Origin of the sequence: Deinococcus sedimenti (assembly GCF_014648135.1) — a bacterium.
GTDB classification, from domain to species: Bacteria; Deinococcota; Deinococci; order Deinococcales; family Deinococcaceae; genus Deinococcus; species Deinococcus sedimenti.
Window position 1 is genome coordinate 434658 of record NZ_BMQN01000002.1, and the last position, 14705, is coordinate 449362.

At 69.2% G+C, this 14705-nt stretch carries 15 protein-coding genes; 9 read left to right on the plus strand and 6 right to left on the minus strand.

Annotated elements, in window-relative coordinates:
• Positions 1-5: 5 nt before the first annotated feature.
• Positions 6-515: a helix-hairpin-helix domain-containing protein gene (locus IEY69_RS08855; protein ID WP_189072757.1), complete on the minus strand. Its 510-nt coding sequence runs from the start codon at positions 513-515 to the stop codon at positions 6-8.
• Between the two features lie 169 nt (positions 516-684).
• On the opposite strand from IEY69_RS08855, the gene rpmH reads away from it, so the two are divergent.
• The 4 genes from rpmH to yidC all read left to right on the plus strand — a co-directional run bounded on the left by rpmH (position 685) and on the right by yidC (position 3285).
• Complete coding sequence (gene rpmH, locus IEY69_RS08860; RefSeq protein WP_046844501.1) at positions 685-828, plus strand: 50S ribosomal protein L34; 144 nt, start codon at positions 685-687, stop codon at positions 826-828.
• A 74-nt stretch (positions 829-902) separates the two neighbouring features.
• A complete protein-coding gene (gene rnpA, locus IEY69_RS08865) occupies positions 903-1403 on the plus strand; it encodes a ribonuclease P protein component (protein WP_189072758.1) in 501 nt (166 codons plus the stop codon).
• Between the two features lie 17 nt (positions 1404-1420).
• Positions 1421-1654, plus strand: a complete 234-nt coding sequence (yidD, locus tag IEY69_RS08870) for a membrane protein insertion efficiency factor YidD (protein ID WP_229783799.1) — start codon at positions 1421-1423, stop codon at positions 1652-1654.
• On the plus strand, positions 1651-3285 hold the full coding sequence (gene yidC, locus IEY69_RS08875) for a membrane protein insertase YidC (protein ID WP_189072760.1): 1635 nt from the start codon (positions 1651-1653) through the stop codon (positions 3283-3285). Before yidD ends, yidC begins: the two co-directional genes overlap by 4 nt.
• A 59-nt stretch (positions 3286-3344) precedes the next feature.
• Here the strand turns inward: yidC and IEY69_RS08880 are convergent, their stop codons facing one another.
• From IEY69_RS08880 to IEY69_RS08895, 4 genes are all read right to left on the minus strand, one after another.
• The gene (locus IEY69_RS08880) at positions 3345-3671 is read right to left on the minus strand and encodes a hypothetical protein (protein WP_189072761.1); all 327 of its coding nucleotides are present in this window, start codon (positions 3669-3671) and stop codon (positions 3345-3347) included.
• A 131-nt stretch (positions 3672-3802) separates the two neighbouring features.
• Positions 3803-4276 (minus strand): heme-binding domain-containing protein, encoded by a 474-nt coding sequence (locus tag IEY69_RS08885; RefSeq protein ID WP_189072762.1) that lies wholly within the window; start codon positions 4274-4276, stop codon positions 3803-3805.
• Positions 4277-4407: 131 nt separating this feature from the next.
• The gene (locus tag IEY69_RS08890; protein ID WP_229783779.1) at positions 4408-6342 is read right to left on the minus strand and encodes a heavy metal translocating P-type ATPase; all 1935 of its coding nucleotides are present in this window, start codon (positions 6340-6342) and stop codon (positions 4408-4410) included.
• 202 nt (positions 6343-6544) lie between these two features.
• On the minus strand, positions 6545-7327 hold the full coding sequence (locus IEY69_RS08895; protein ID WP_189072763.1) for a mycothiol transferase: 783 nt from the start codon (positions 7325-7327) through the stop codon (positions 6545-6547).
• 129 nt (positions 7328-7456) lie between these two features.
• Between IEY69_RS08895 and IEY69_RS08900 the strand changes: the two genes are divergently transcribed.
• Positions 7457-7873 carry an META domain-containing protein gene (locus tag IEY69_RS08900; protein WP_189072764.1) on the plus strand — a complete coding sequence of 139 codons (417 nt, stop codon included), beginning with the start codon at positions 7457-7459 and terminating at the stop codon, positions 7871-7873.
• Positions 7874-7951: 78 nt separating this feature from the next.
• Here the strand turns inward: IEY69_RS08900 and IEY69_RS08905 are convergent, their stop codons facing one another.
• Positions 7952-8782, minus strand: coding sequence for a hypothetical protein (locus IEY69_RS08905; RefSeq protein ID WP_229783780.1), 831 nt, complete (start codon positions 8780-8782; stop codon positions 7952-7954).
• A 180-nt stretch (positions 8783-8962) separates the two neighbouring features.
• On the opposite strand from IEY69_RS08905, the gene acnA reads away from it, so the two are divergent.
• From acnA to IEY69_RS08925, 4 genes are all read left to right on the plus strand, one after another.
• Positions 8963-11674 (plus strand): aconitate hydratase AcnA, encoded by a 2712-nt coding sequence (gene acnA, locus IEY69_RS08910; protein WP_189072765.1) that lies wholly within the window; start codon positions 8963-8965, stop codon positions 11672-11674.
• Positions 11675-11769: 95 nt separating this feature from the next.
• Positions 11770-12870 (plus strand): acyl-CoA dehydrogenase family protein, encoded by a 1101-nt coding sequence (locus IEY69_RS08915; protein ID WP_189072766.1) that lies wholly within the window; start codon positions 11770-11772, stop codon positions 12868-12870.
• A gap of 40 nt (positions 12871-12910) precedes the next feature.
• Entirely contained in the window at positions 12911-13243 is a 333-nt protein-coding gene (locus IEY69_RS08920) for an HNH endonuclease (protein ID WP_189072767.1), read from the plus strand.
• Positions 13244-13329: 86 nt separating this feature from the next.
• A complete protein-coding gene (locus IEY69_RS08925) occupies positions 13330-14673 on the plus strand; it encodes a S8 family peptidase (protein ID WP_189072768.1) in 1344 nt (447 codons plus the stop codon).
• Positions 14674-14705: the final 32 nt, after the last annotated feature.

Consider the following 14705-nt stretch of genomic DNA (forward strand, 5'->3'; position numbering starts at 1 on the left):
CGCGTTCAGAACGACACCAGCGGTTCCAGCGCCTGCAGAGCCGCCGGTCCGATGCCCTTCACGCGGTCCAGGTCCGCCAGCGACCGGTAGGGCCGCCCCGCCACGATCCTCGCCGCTAGCGCCGGGCCGACCTTCGGCAGGGCCTCCAGCTGCTCCAGACTGGCCGAGTTCAGGTCCAACCGCCCCGAGATCAGCGGTTCGATGCTGCTCGTGGTGGGGTAGACCGGCGCCTCCGGCGTGGCGGGTGCAGGCGAGGTCGCCGCAGGGAGCGCCGCGCGGGTCACGGTCGGCACGCGCGGCTGCGGGAACAGCGCCGGAACCAGCGTGAACGCCGCCGCGAGCAGCACCGCGCCGCCCAGCACGAGCGTCCAGGGATCCAGGCGGAATCTGGGCAGCTGGCGGGTCAGGGTGGGCGGGGTGCCGCCCGGGGTGGGGGCGTGCCGACCCGCCTGGAGGCCTGTGGATGACGTGGGGGAGGACGCGGGGCGACCCGGTGCCGCCTCTGAACTGGGCATCGGTCAGCTTAGAAGTCTGTCAGGGGGCGCGCTGCCTCATCTGCCCTTTGCCCTGCGGGCGGACGTCATGCTATATTCCCGGAGTTTGCCTCCCGAGGGAGGCGTTCCCGCGTGACGCTGCGCGCCCGGCCAGGAGGCCAGCGGCTCCGTGGGAAAAGAGGAGAGCACCATGAAGCGTACCTACCAGCCCAACAACCGCAAGCGCGCCAAGACCCACGGCTTCCGCGCCCGCATGAAGACCAAGTCCGGCCGGAACATCCTCGCGCGTCGCCGCGCCAAGGGCCGTCACCAGCTCACCGTCGCCGACGAGTAAGCTCCCCCCCCGGAGCGGCCCTCATCGCACAGTCTGATCCCCCCAGCGCCACGCAGGAACGGCCCCGCCGTCCGGTGGCGCTGGACTCGTTACGGGGCGACCGGGAATTCCGCAAGGTCCGCGCCCACGGGCAGGCGGTGCGCGACCCGCTGTTCACGCTGCGCGTCACCGAGTACCGCCCCCGCCACGGCGAGACGTGGCGGCCCCGCGCGATCATCGGCATCGTCGTCAGCAAGAAGACCCTGAAGCGGGCCGTGGACCGCAACCGCGCCCGCCGCCGCGCCCGCGAGGCCCTGCGCACCCTGCCCGGTGGCCTCCCGGCCTGCCGCGCCATCCTGCTGCCCAACCCCGCCATCCTGGACGTGCCCTTCACGGACCTCCAGGCCGCCCTGACACGCGCCCTGAGCCGCGCGCCGGGACGGGGCGGCAAGGGCAGCAGCGGCAAGGGCGGCGCCCAGAAGGGCCGGGGGGGCGGGAACCCGCGCGGCGGCGGACGCGTATCTGCCCCCGTGCCCCCCGCCATTCAGCCCGCGCTAGACTCACCGGAACCCGACCCGCACGGAGGGACCGCGTGAACGCGCCCCGCAAACTGATGGTCCGGGCCGTCCGTTCCTACCAGCAGCACCTCTCGCCCCGCAAGCCCGCGCCCACCTGCCGCTTCACCCCGACCTGCTCGGAGTACGCCGCGCAGGCCATCGAACGGCACGGCGCCGTCCGCGGCGGCTGGCTGGCCGCGTGGCGCGTCATGCGCTGCAATCCCCTGGTGCCCGGCGGGTTCGACCCGGTCCCCGAGCACTTCCCCAAGAGGCAACCCCGAAACCCATGAAGACACGACACCTGCTTCCAATCGCCGCCCTGGGCGGCATGCTGCTGCTCAGCGGCTGCGGTCAGACCGGCCCGCTGCCCACCTTCGGCAAGGCCATCACTCCCGAGTGGATCAAGGCCGACTTCGACGGCCAGCCCGGCGACGAGTACATCGCCACGAGCAACCTCCAGGACGTGGTGTTCAACGCCCGCGGCGAGATCATCGGCTGGTACGTCAAGGGCTACGCCGGCACCCCCTACATCAAGAAGAAGGGTGACGGCACCTACGACTTCAGCGCCCTGACCAACCAGAAGGGCATCGTGAACATGGTCGCCGGGCGCAAGGCCCTGGCCGTCGAGGACAAGGCCGCCGGACTCGACCCCGCGCAACCCGCCGAGACGACCATCCCGACCGGCCTCACCACCGACCTGAAAGCCAACCGGCAGGACGCCGTGTTCCGCTACACGCAGGGCGGCGCGACTGTCACGAAGACCGTCACCCTGCATCCCCGCAACTTCAAGGTCGACCTGCAGACCGATGTGACGGGCGGTTCCGAACGCGTGAACATCCTGTTCCCGGGTCTGGGTAAGGCCGACAACCCCCGCGTGCAGGCCTACGCGCAGGGCGCCGCGCAGCCGGCCGCCGTGCAGGGCAGCGGCACCCTGAACGTCGAGAACATCCAGTACGCTGCGTTGCAGGAGAATCCCAGTCAGGTCGCGCATGCGCTGATCATCCGGCCGCAACCGAACGCCCCCGTGCAGGACAGAGCGATGACCGGTACGGCCCCCACCCCCGACACCGTGAACGTCACCCTGACGGGTGGCAGTCAGGGGCTGATCACGGCGTCCGTGCCGACCCCCAGCTTTCTGGAAGTGTACGGCGGGAAGAACGAACTGATCCACCTGTATCAGAGCGGCTACACCGATCTGCCCGGCCTGTTCAAGCCGAACTTCTTCGGTCAGATCAGCCTGCTGATCGTGAAGCTCATGGAGCAGATGTACAAACTGATCGGCAACTGGGGCCTGGTGCTGGTCCTCCTGACGATCCTGCTGCGCGCCATCATGTGGCCGCTGATGCAGGTGCAGGGCCGCACCACCGCCCGCATGCAGGTCATGCAGCCCAAGATCAAGGAAATCCAGGAGAAGTACAAGGACCGCAAGGACATGGACTCCCAGCGGGCCATGCAGGCCGAGATGGCCCAGCTGTACAAGGACTACAACTTCAACCCGGCCGGGTGCTTCTCCACGTTCCTGCCGTTCCCGGTGCTGATCGCCCTGTGGTCCACCATCCGCAACTTCGAGTTCGACAGCGGCTTCCTGTGGCTCCCGGACCTCGCCATTCCCGACCCGTTCTACCTGCTGGCGCTGGTGTACCTGATCGTGAACATCGGCCAGCTGTACGTCATGACCCGCAAGACGCCGGACATGTTCCGCCAGCAGGCGTTCATCTACCTGATCTTCCTGTACTTCGCGCTGACCTTCCCGGCGGGCGTGACGATCTACATCATCCTGTCCACCCTGATCGGCATCGGGCAGCAGATCCTGATCAACAAGCAGGTCGAGAAGGAAACCGCCACCATCGGCCAGAAGGTCGAGAAGGCCCCCGCGCGGCCCGCCAAGGCCAGCAAGACCATCGACGCGCCCAAGAAGTAAGCCCCGTCGAGGGAAAGCGCCCACCCGCAGTCAGGGGTGGGCGCTTTTACTGGTGAGGTTCAGGCCTTGTCGCTGTCTGCCTTCGTGTCCGGGTCGGTCGTCGCGCCGCTGGCGGGCAGGCCGCCCTGCATGCTCCCGAACGAGGTGGGGTTCACGTCCGTGCCGCCCTGCGCGTCGGGGCGCGGGTCGGTCGTCAGGCTCACCTGCTGCGCCTGCGAGGTGGTGTCCCCCGCGTCCGCGTTCACGTCGCTGACCCCGGTGTACTGCCCCTCGGTGGCGGCGTCCCCAGCGTACTTGGGCGTGCCGGTGTTCCACTGGCCCTGATCGTTGATGGTCTCCTGCGAGACGTTCGCGTTCGCCTGCCCGTTCGGTCTGCCCTCTCCCATGATGCTGCCTCCTGCCCCGCCCGCGCGGGGACCAACTGGATTGAATGCGTCGCCGCCCAGCGTAGGCCCGCGCAGGCTGGAATCGGGTGGGGGCCGCGTTCACCAGACCTTACGGCGCGGCCCGGTCCGGCTTAGCGGCCCTCGGACTCGCCACCCTCGCGTTCCCCACCGAAGGTCGCCTCCAGGCCCGCCGCGAGCTGTTCCTTCTCCTGCGCGTTCAGGCGGGCTTCCGGGTGCAGGGGGAGGTAGGTCGGTTCGGGCATGCTGCCGGACCGGACTTCCTTGGCTGCCTCGTCCGCGTCGCGGCCGTAGCCGGGGACGTTCACGTTGAATTTGCTGCGGCCCTCGTCCACGTGCCGCTGCACCAGCCAGGAGATGGGCGCCACGTTGCTGTACCAGGGCCACACGGTCGCGTGACTGTGGCAGTCCGCGCAGGCCCGCGTGAACAGCGCCTCCGTCTGCGGGCTGTCCCACTTCGGCTGCGCCTGAACGGTAGGATTGGCGTGGGCGCGGCCATACGGCACGAGTTGCGCGACGACGAACAGGCCGACGAGCCCCAGCAGCACGCGGGGCAGGAGGGGACGGCGGGTGGGATTCAGTCTCATGGTGCCTCCGGTGAACTCTGAAGCTCAGCCTGTGCTTCCTGGTCCATACCGGGATGTGTCTTGACCTGCGGGAACCTTAAGGGGCGCGGTGCCACCCCACTGCTTCCCGCGCCCCGCCTCCCGACTTCTCCTCACACCCGGTGGCGCAGCAGGCGCAGGCCCATGAATACGACGAACACCGTGCCGCCCTCGTGCGCCAGGACGCCCAGCGGCAGCGGCACCTTGCCCGCCACGGCGAGCGGCGCGACGATCAGGATCACCCCGAACGCGAACAGCAGGTTCGTGATCACGGTGCGCCGCGCGTCACGGGCCAGCCGGACGGCGCCCGCCAGTTTCCCGAGGTCGTTCTGCATGAGAACCACGTCCGCGCTCTCGATGGCGACGTCGGTGCCCGAGGCGACCGCCACGCCCAGGTCCGCGCGGGCCAGGGCGGGCGCGTCGTTCACGCCGTCCCCGACCATGGCGACCGGGCCGGGCAGCTCACCGATCAGGCGCAGCTTGTCCTCGGGCAGCAGACCCGCGCGGTACTCACTGAGGCCCACCTCGGCGGCCACGCTGCGGGCGACCTCCTCGCGGTCCCCGGTCAGCATGACGCGGTGGGCGACGCCGCTGGCCTTCAGGGCGTCCAGCGCGGCGCGGATGTCGGGCCGCAGGGCGTCCGCGACGCCCATCACGCCGGTCACGCGCGGGCCGACGCCCACGATGACGCTACTGCTGCCGCGCGCGCCCAGGTCACTCAGGGCTGCCTGCTGGGTGGCGTCCAGCGTGGCACCCTGTCGGTCCGCGAGGCGGACGTTCCCCGCCCACGCGACCTGCCCGTCCGGCAGGCGTGCCTCTATGCCGTGACCGGGAATCGCCTGCGCGTCCGTCACGGTCAGTGGCGTCACGCCGCGTTCCTGCGCGGCGGTGACGATGGCCTGCGCGATGGGATGCTCGCTGTGGGCTTCCAGTCCGGCGGCCAGCGCCAGCGCCTGCCTCTCATCGTCCGCGTGCACGGCGGTCAGGGTCATGCGGGCCTGGGTCAACGTGCCGGTCTTGTCGAACGCCACGGTCTGCACGCCCGCCAGGGCGTCCATGGCGGCGCTGCTCTTGAACAGCACCCCGGCGCGCGCGGCGGCCGCCATGGCCGAGAGCATCACAGCCGGCGTGCTGATCACCACCGCGCACGGGCTGGCGACCACCATGAACGTCATCGCGCGGTACCACGCGTCGTCCACGCTCAGGCCGAACCCGAAGCGCAACAGGGCGTACACGGCGGGCACGAGGGCCAGCACGATCATCGCGTACGGGCTCTCCCAGCGTTCCGTGAGGCTCTCGGTGCGGCTCTTCTGCGTCTGCGCCTGCTCCATCAGGCCCACCAGTCGCGCCAGGGTGCTCTCGCCCGCCGGGCGGATCACTTCGGCCTCCACGCTGCCGTTCAGGTTCACGGTCCCGGACGCCAGCTCCGCACCGGGGGCCTTGTCCACCGGGACGCTCTCGCCCGTGATGGGGCTCTCGTCCACGCTCGTCTGGCCCCGAACGACCCGCGCGTCGGCGGCGACCCGCTCGCCGGGCCGCACGACCAGCAGGTCCCCGATGCGGATCTCGCCCAGTTCGCACCATTTCTCCACGCCGTCCCGGCGGACGGTGGCGCCCTCCGGGTTCAGGTTCATCAGGGCCTGGATGGCGCTGGACGTGCGGCCCATCGCCCAGTCCTGCAGGGTGTTGCTCAGGCTGAACAGGAACAGCAGGATCGCGCCGTCCGCCGCCTGCCCGATGCTCGCCGCGCCCATGGCCGCGAGGACCATCAGCAGGTCCACGTCCAGCTTGCGTTTGGCAAACAGCGAGTGCAGCGCCTCGCGCCCGGCAGGAATGCCGCCTGCCAGGAACGCCGTGACGTACCCGGCCCACTGCACCGCCGGGAGGTGCAGGAGGTACTGCCCAACCAGGCCCACGATGAGGCCCGCGAGGGTCAGGGCGGTGAGGGTGACGGCGCGGCGCAGCTCCGGCGACATCGTGAAGCGCGGCCCGGGCTGGTCGTTCTGTGGGGGCCGGTCGCGCGTGGGGGTAAGGGTCTGGGTGGTCACGGGATGCCTCCGGGGTGGGGGAGAGGAACAACCCTCCTTAATAGGAAGGATTCTCAATAAGAGGATTCTACTCCCCCCGCCCCCCGAACTCAACGCAGAACACCCACCGGAATGCTCGGCAATCCCAGGCCGCCAGACCCGAACGCCGCCTCACCGGACAACAGCGAGGCGGCACACATCGGCTCAGGACTAGAACCTCCGCTCAACCGGGCCGTGCCACCCGCGTGACCGTCACGTCGGTGGTGCCCAGCCCGCGCCGGACCGTGAAGGTGCTGCTCACGCCCGGCGCGGCCCCCAGGCGCAACTCGTGAAAGTACGCGCCCTGCACGTCCACCCCGTCGATCGCGACGATCTCATCCCCGGTCTTCAATCCCGCCTGAGCGGCCGGGCTCCCGTCGAATACCGTGCGGCAGCGCACGCCCCGCCCGTCCGCGAGCGGTTCCAGCCACGCGCCCGTCATGCCCAGCCCCTGCAACCCCGGATGGTGCCGCCGCAGCAACCGCAGCTGGCCCCGGTGATTGATCTCGTCCTCGAACACGTGGAACCACATGAAGTGCCGGTTCCCCGTGCTGCCCCAGAAGGGGAGGGGTTCGTCCAGCCACGCGTCATCCCGTGAACCCAGCAATTCCAGCGTTCCGGCGCGCACGCGGGCCAGTTCCTCCAGGTAGTGCCGCAGCGGGCGCCCCCGGATCTCCGCGCGGCCCTGCTCCCCGAGGTTCAGCCCCGGCCGGTACTGCGCCTCTAGGGCACTGTCCGGGTCCGGGTGCCCGTCGCTGATCAGCTGGTAGATGCGCTCCACGGCCGCCATGTGCGCCAGCAGCATCCCGGCGCTGTTCGCGTGCCCGTCCGGAATCAGGTCCAGTTCCTGTGGCGTCCAGCCCTGCACGGCGTCCAGCGTCGTCTCGCGCGTGTACGTCATCATCCCGACCAGGCGGGCGATCATGGGCGTGAAACCGGGCCGGTCCGTGAGCAGCGTGGAGGACATGTGAGCAGCATACGGGTCCGGAGCGGTCGCGTCCGCAGCGGGCCTGGCTTGATCGCACGCCGGGGGGGCGCATGAGCCGCATGACAGGTCCGGTCAGATGTCGGTCACCCCGGCGGCACATCTTCGCGCATGTTCCGCCTTCTCCCGCTGGCCCTCCTGACCGCTCTCTCGACCACGACGGCAGCCACGCCTGCCCCGCTGCATGGCATCTGGCAGCTGACCGGCTTCAGCGTGAACGGCCACGCCATCGCGACTCCCGACACGACCCTGTTCATCTCCGGCGAGCGTGTGAGCGGCCGGCTCGGGTGCGGGTCATACGAGGGCCGTCTGAACGTGGAGCGCGGCACAGTGCAGATGCAGGTCGGCCCGGACGCGCCCGCCCCGACCGTCCGCTGCCTGTACGCCCAGCCCGGCGCGTACCACGCGGCGCTGAATGCCGTCACCGGGTACGCCATCACCCGGGATACGCAGGACCTCGTGCTGTTCTCCAAGCAGGGCCGCCTGACCTTCACCCGCATCGGGTACGTCACGCCCGCGAAGAAGTAAGCGCCGGGCGCGGGGGCGGAGTCAGCCGAGCTTGCGCTGACTCCGCCCCCGCGCCCCGTCTGGGGCTGGCGTCCGGCGTTACTTCAGTTCGGCGGCGAGGTTCAGCACGGCTTTCTTCAGGGTGACGGCCCCGGCCCCGGCGGAGAGGACCTCGCCGGTGCTGCCGTCCACGATACGGGCGACCGCGCGGGCGGCGCCGCTCCCGTCGGGTTCCACGGTGATCTCCAGTCGCTGCCCGTGGCTCAGGCTGGTCGCGGCGGTGTTCAGCACCCAGTCGGCCCAGTTGATCTTCTCGGCCTGCGGGGCGTTCGCCTTCGCCTCCTGCTTCTCGCGGTACGCCTGGGTCTTCTGGTCGACGTGCGTGCGGATGACCTCGAAGCGTTCGGGGTTCGTGAGGGTGTCGAAGGGGACCTCGTCGCCGCTGTCCGGGTGGTGGACGAGTGCGTCGGGCTGCATCTTCTTCACGACGCTGGCCATGATGCGGACCTCGGCGGCGGGCACGTCCCACGGCACGTCCTCCTCGCCTTCCATTTCAGGCTGGGTGTCGGGCGCGGCGGCCTCCACGAGGCGGGCGATGACGCGCTGCTGTTCGGGTTCCAGTTCCTCGATGACCTTCGCGGCGGCGCGGTATGAGCGGGCCTGCGCCTCGTTCTTCGGCTGGATGCCCAGCGGATCGAGGACTTTCGCGACGTCGGACGCGTCGATCAGGCGTCCGGCCTGCGGGGCGGTGAAGCCCCAGCGGTCCTGCAGGTACGCCTCGAAGGACTCGTAGGAGGCGCGGTAGAACCCGTTGTCGCGGATCTCGCTGAGGGCCTGTCCGGTGCGGCGGAAGTCGCGCAGGCCGTCGCGGACGGTCTGTTCCAGCGCGGAGAGGCGGGCGGACTCGTGGGGGGCGAGGGAAGCGGTCACGTCCTGAAGTATGCGCGAGCGGCGGCCCCGGCGTCCGGGGGAGGCGACCCCGACCGACGTGCGTTGTCCCCGGCGGGGTGACGATGTCGGGCTTTCGTGCCTGCACGGGTAACGCCCGCCCACACACGGAACATTTATGATGGAAGAACCGCCCCGTCGGGGGCAAGGAGGAAACCAATCATGGCGATGAACCTGTTCGGGACGCGCGACGTCCTCACCACGCAAAGCGGTCAGAAACTCTACTACTACAACCTGAACAAACTTCAGGAGCAGGGCCACGACATCAGCCGCCTCCCGGTCAGCATCAAGGTGCTGCTCGAGAGCGTCCTGCGCGAAGCGAACGACTACGACGTCCGCCGCGAGGACGTCACCACCGTCGCCGGGTGGAAACCCGTCAACGAGGAAGTCGAGATTCCCTTCAAACCCGCCCGCGTGATCCTCCAGGACTTCACCGGCGTGCCCGCCGTCGTGGACCTCGCCGCCATGCGCAGCGCCATGGTCAAGCTCGGCGGTGACCCCAGCAAGATCAACCCGCTGATCCCCGTGGACCTCGTCATCGACCACAGCGTGCAGGTGGACGAGTTCGGCACCGAGTTCGCCCTGGCCAACAACATGGCCCTCGAATTCGAACGCAACCGCGAACGTTACGAGTTCCTGCGCTGGGGCCAACAGGCCTTCGACAACTTCGGCGTCGTGCCCCCCGCCAGCGGCATCGTGCACCAGGTCAACCTGGAGTACCTCGCCAAGGGCGTCCAGAGCCGCCCCGAAGATGACGGCGTCGTCGTGTACCCCGACAGCCTCGTCGGCACGGACAGCCACACCACCATGATCAACGGCCTGGGCATCGTCGGCTGGGGCGTCGGCGGCATTGAGGCCGAAGCCGTCATGCTCGGCCAGCCCATCTACATGCTGATGCCCGAAGTGATCGGCTTCAAGATCACGGGCGCCATGCCCGAAGGCGCCACCGCGACCGACCTCGCGCTGCGCGTCACCGAGATGCTGCGCGCCAAGGGCGTCGTCGGCAAGTTCGTCGAGTTCTACGGCGCGGGCCTGAGCAACATGACCCTCCCCGACCGCGCCACCATCGCCAACATGGCCCCCGAATACGGCGCGACCATGGGCTTCTTCCCCGTGGACGACGAGGCGCTGCGCTACCTGCGCCGCACCGGCCGCCTGGACACCGAAGTCGAACTGGTCGAGGCGTACTACAAGGCCCAGGGCATGTACCGCACCGACGACACCGTCGACCCCGTCTTCACCGACACCATCGAACTCGACCTGGGCACCATCGTCCCCAGCCTCGCGGGCCCCAAGCGTCCCCAGGACCGCGTGGACCTGACCGGCATGCACACCGTCTTCAACGAGGCCCTCACCGCGCCCGTCAAGGCCCGCGGCTTCGAACTGCCCGAAGGCAAGCTGGACGCGCAGGGCACCATCACCGGCACCGACATCAAGATCGGCCACGGCGCCGTGACGCTCGCCAGCATCACCAGCTGCACGAACACCAGCAACCCCAGCGTCCTGATCGCTGCCGGACTGGTCGCCAAGAAAGCCGTCGAACTGGGCCTCAAGAGCAAACCCTGGGTCAAGACCAGCCTCGCCCCCGGCAGCCGCGTCGTCACCGAGTACCTCGAAGCCGCCGGTCTCCAGAGCTACCTCGACCAGATCGGCTTCAACACCGTTGGCTACGGCTGCATGACCTGCATCGGCAACAGCGGCCCGCTGCCCGAACCCACCGTGGACGCCATCAACGAAGGTGACCTCGTCGTCGCCAGCGTCCTGAGCGGCAACCGCAACTTCGAAGGCCGCGTCAACCCCCACATCAAGGCCAACTACCTCGCCTCCCCGCCCCTGGTCGTCGCGTACGCCCTGGCCGGCACCGTCGTGAACGACATCGTGAACGACCCCATCGGCACCGGCCCAGACGGTCAGCCCGTCTACCTGCGCGACGTGTGGCCCACCACCGCCGAAATCCAGCAGGTCATGGACCAGGCCATCAACGCCGAGATGTTCAAGAAGGTCTACGACGGCATCGAGAAGAGCAACCAGGACTGGAACGCCATCCCCGTCGCGGAAGGCGCGCTGTACGACTGGAAGGAAGACAGCACCTACATCCAGAACCCCCCCTTCTTCGACAACCTCGCCGGAGGCCCCAGCGACATCGTCAGCATCGAGGGTGCGCGCGCCCTGGTGAAGGTCGGCGACAGCGTCACCACCGACCACATCAGCCCCGCCGGTTCCTTCAAGGCCGACACCCCCGCCGGGAAGTTCCTCACCGAACGCGGCATCCAGCCGAAAGACTTCAACAGCTACGGCAGCCGTCGCGGCAACGACCGCATCATGACCCGCGGCACGTTCGCCAACATCCGCCTGAAAAACCAGCTCGCCCCCGGCACCGAAGGCGGCTTCACCACCGACTACACCACCGGACAGGTCAGCAGCATCTACGACGCCAGCGTCAACTACAAGGCCAGCAACATCCCCCTCGTCATCTTCGCCGGTAAGGACTACGGCATGGGCAGCAGCCGCGACTGGGCCGCGAAGGGCACCTTCCTGCTCGGCGTGAAGGCCGTCATCGCCGAGAGCTTCGAGCGCATCCACCGCAGCAACCTCGTCGGCATGGGCGTCCTGCCCCTGCAGTACAAGAACGGCGAGACCGCCGAGAGCCTGGGCATCAACGGCGACGAGACCTTCGACGTGATCCTCCCCGGCGACCTCAAACCCCGCCAGGACGTCACCGTCAAGATCACCGCCGCCGACGGCCAGAGCCGCACCATCACCGTCCAGTGCCGCATCGACACGCCCGTCGAAATCGACTACTACAAGAACGGCGGCATCCTCCAGACCGTGCTCCGCGGCATCCTCGCCAAGAGCAACGAAGTCAAAGCCTAAGCCGGACCTGAAATGAACGAGACCCGCCCGGGAAACTGGGCGGGTCTCGTTCACTTTTCCTCGGCCACGTCCAGCGCTTGCCGTACGATGACCACATGACCAGTACAGTCCAGCGGTTGTCGCCGGAGCAGGCGGCCCTGTGTGTGTTCGAGGTGGTGCGCGCGAACGCCGCCGACAGCGAGCGGCAGGGCGCACTGACGGCGGGGACGCTGGCGGCCCTGCACGGGTCGGGGTTATTCCAGGGGATGCGTCCGGCGTCGTTTGGGCCGGTGCTGCCGCTGCCGGAGGTGCTGCGCGCCGTGGAGGACGTGGCCCGGGCGGACGGCTCGGCCGGGTGGTGCCTGATGATCGGCGCGGCCAGCGTGGCCCTGACCGGGTGGCTGGACGTGGATTCGGCGCGGGAGGTGCTGGACGGGCCGGACGTGGTGTGCGCCAGCGTGTTCCGCCCGTCGGGCGAGGCGCGGCCGGTCCCCGGCGGGTACCTCGTGTCGGGCCGCTGGTCGTACGCGAGTGGCGTGCGGCACGCGGACTGGATGCTGGGCGGGTGCCTGGTGCCGGGCGAGGCACCGGTGCAGGTGTTCATGCCGGTGGTGGACCTGGAGGTCGTGCCGAACTGGGACGTGCTGGGCCTGCGCGCGACCGGCAGTCATGACGTGGTGGCGCAGGACGTGTTCGTTCCGGCGGGGCGCACGCTGCGCTTTCAGGACGGGCCCCGCGACGGTGGGGCGCTGTTCCGGGTGCCGTTCCCGGCGCTGCTGTCACTGTGGAGTGCGCCGGTGCCGCTGGGCATCGCGCGGGGCGCCCTGGATGAACTGCGTGCCGAGCTGGGGCGGCGCGGGGTGGAGGGGCTGGGTTCGTCCGTCTGGGCGCGGTACGCGGAGGCGGAGGGAATGCTGCGCTCCGCCCGGGCGTTCGCGCATGACGTGACCGGGCGGCTGTGGGAGGCGGTGACGGCCGGGCAGCAGGTCACGTCGGAGGACGTCGCCGAGGCGGCCGTCATGGCCCGCCACGCGGCAGTCACGGCCGCGCGGGTCACGCAGATCACGCACGAACTGGCCGGGGGCGCCAGTCTGCGCAGCGGTGTCCTGTCCCGCGCGTTCCGGGACGCGCACGCGGCCGCGCAGCACGTCGCGGTCGCCCCGCGCATCTGGGAGCAGGCCGGGCGGACCCTGCTGGAAGCGTCCGCGCCAGCCTGACCCCACAGACCTATGGCGGCGCGGACGCTATGGTGCCGTCATGGGTCGTAAGGAACGCGAGCAGGCCAGCTGGATCGAGGACACGCAGACGGAACCGCTGGACACGTGCGTCCTGTGCGGGCGTGAGGGGGACATGACGGATCATCACCTCGTGCCGAAGTCGCAGGGGCGGCGGCAGGGGGTGAAACTGGGCGAGATTCCCACCGTGAAGATGTGTGCGGCGTGCCAGGGGTTCCTGGTGAAGACGTTCAGCAACGCGCAGCTGGCGAATGAACTGAACACCGTGGACGCGATCCGCGAGCGGGAGGAGGTGCAGAAGTTCGTGAAGTGGGTGCAGAAGCAGCCGCTCTCACGGGGTGTGCGCGTTCACTGACCGGCCGGACGATACAGCTGAGCGGGGGAGACATTTATGGATGTTCCCTTCAGGTGACCGTCAGGGCATTCTGCGTACGCTGAGACATGCGCTCAATCCTCCCTGCCCTGACCCTCCCGCTGCTGCTCGCCGCCTGCGGAGGTGGTGGCAGCACCCCGGGCGGCTCAACCCCACCCCCTACCCCCCCACCCACCACGTCCATCTGCCCCCAGACCACCCGGCTGGCCGCGCAGACGACAGCGGTGCCCGAAGCAGCGGCCTGGACGCCGGGCGCCGCCGACTGGAGTCAGCCGCACGTGCCGGGGCGCATTCTCGTCAGCAGCGTCCCAGGCGGCCCAAAACTCTCGACCCTCACCGCCCAGGCGCAGGAGATTCTGCCCGGCGTGGCGATCATCTCAGCGCCCGTCGGCCAGGAATCCACCGTCGCGGCGACGCTTCGCGCCCAGGGCGTGACGACCCAACCGGACTTCCTGTACCAGCCGCTCGCCATCCCCAACGACCCCGGTGTACCCGGCGGCGGACACACCGGCGTATCCATCGGCGGCGCCCGCTACTTCCAAACCTACCTCACGAGAATCAAAGCCCCTGAAGCCTGGGAATTCCTGCAACAGTGCGGCAAAACCCCACAGGGAGCCCTGACCGCCATCCTCGACTCAAAGGTGGAAGCCACGCACGGGGACCTCGCCGGACGGATCAGCCAGCAGGTGTCCGTGCTCGACCAGGGCGCCGTGTCGGACACACGCAGCGGCCACGGCACCGCCTCAGCCGGTCTGGTCGGTGCCACCACCAACAACAACCTCGGCGTTGCCGGGGTCACGTGGAGCGGACCGCTGCTCGCCGTTGAAGTCCTCGGCACAGGAGGCGGCAGCACCAGCGCCCTCGCGCAGGGCCTGCGGGCCTCCGTGGACCGCGGCGCTCAGGTCATCAACATGAGCCTCGGACTGGCCGGCGACCCCGGCGACAAGATCCTCTTCCAGGCGCTCACCGACGTCGCCAAAACAGCCGTTCTCGTCGCATCAGCCGGCAACACAGCCATAGACGGCGTGTACTTCCCCGCCAGCCACCCGGACGTCATCGCCGTCGGCGCAGTCGGATCCAACGACACGCAACTCGCCTGCTACAGCGCCCGGCCAAATGCCACCCGCCCCCGCCCCCTCGACCTCGCCGCCCCAGGAGGCACAGGAAGCTGCCCGGACGCCACCAACGCCGGCCAGCTGCTCACCCTCGCCCCAGGAAACCAATACACTCTCAGCGCCGGCACAAGCTTTTCCGCCCCACTCGTCGCCGGAACCGCCGCCCTCATGCGCGCCGCAAACCCTGGCCTGACCGCAACAGAAATCAGAACCCGGTTGATCGCAAGCTCAAGAGCCATCAATGCCGATATCCGATTGCTGGATGTCGACTCTGCCGTCAGATCAGTCCTGAAGTAAGGTTAAAGAAGAACCAGCCCCTCTTGGACAAG

Coding starts and splice junctions, on each gene's coding strand:
- IEY69_RS08885 (WP_189072762.1), bottom strand. CDS start 4,276: ATGAGACTGAATCCCACCCGCCGTCCCCTCCTGCCCCGCGTGCTGCTG.
- rpmH (WP_046844501.1), top strand. CDS start 685: ATGAAGCGTACCTACCAGCCCAACAACCGCAAGCGCGCCAAGACCCAC.
- IEY69_RS08880 (WP_189072761.1), bottom strand. CDS start 3,671: ATGGGAGAGGGCAGACCGAACGGGCAGGCGAACGCGAACGTCTCGCAG.
- yidD (WP_229783799.1), top strand. CDS start 1,421: ATGGTCCGGGCCGTCCGTTCCTACCAGCAGCACCTCTCGCCCCGCAAG.
- yidC (WP_189072760.1), top strand. CDS start 1,651: ATGAAGACACGACACCTGCTTCCAATCGCCGCCCTGGGCGGCATGCTG.
- IEY69_RS08895 (WP_189072763.1), bottom strand. CDS start 7,327: ATGTCCTCCACGCTGCTCACGGACCGGCCCGGTTTCACGCCCATGATC.
- IEY69_RS08915 (WP_189072766.1), top strand. CDS start 11,770: ATGACCAGTACAGTCCAGCGGTTGTCGCCGGAGCAGGCGGCCCTGTGT.
- IEY69_RS08920 (WP_189072767.1), top strand. CDS start 12,911: ATGGGTCGTAAGGAACGCGAGCAGGCCAGCTGGATCGAGGACACGCAG.
- IEY69_RS08925 (WP_189072768.1), top strand. CDS start 13,330: ATGCGCTCAATCCTCCCTGCCCTGACCCTCCCGCTGCTGCTCGCCGCC.
- acnA (WP_189072765.1), top strand. CDS start 8,963: ATGGCGATGAACCTGTTCGGGACGCGCGACGTCCTCACCACGCAAAGC.
- IEY69_RS08900 (WP_189072764.1), top strand. CDS start 7,457: ATGTTCCGCCTTCTCCCGCTGGCCCTCCTGACCGCTCTCTCGACCACG.
- IEY69_RS08855 (WP_189072757.1), bottom strand. CDS start 515: ATGCCCAGTTCAGAGGCGGCACCGGGTCGCCCCGCGTCCTCCCCCACG.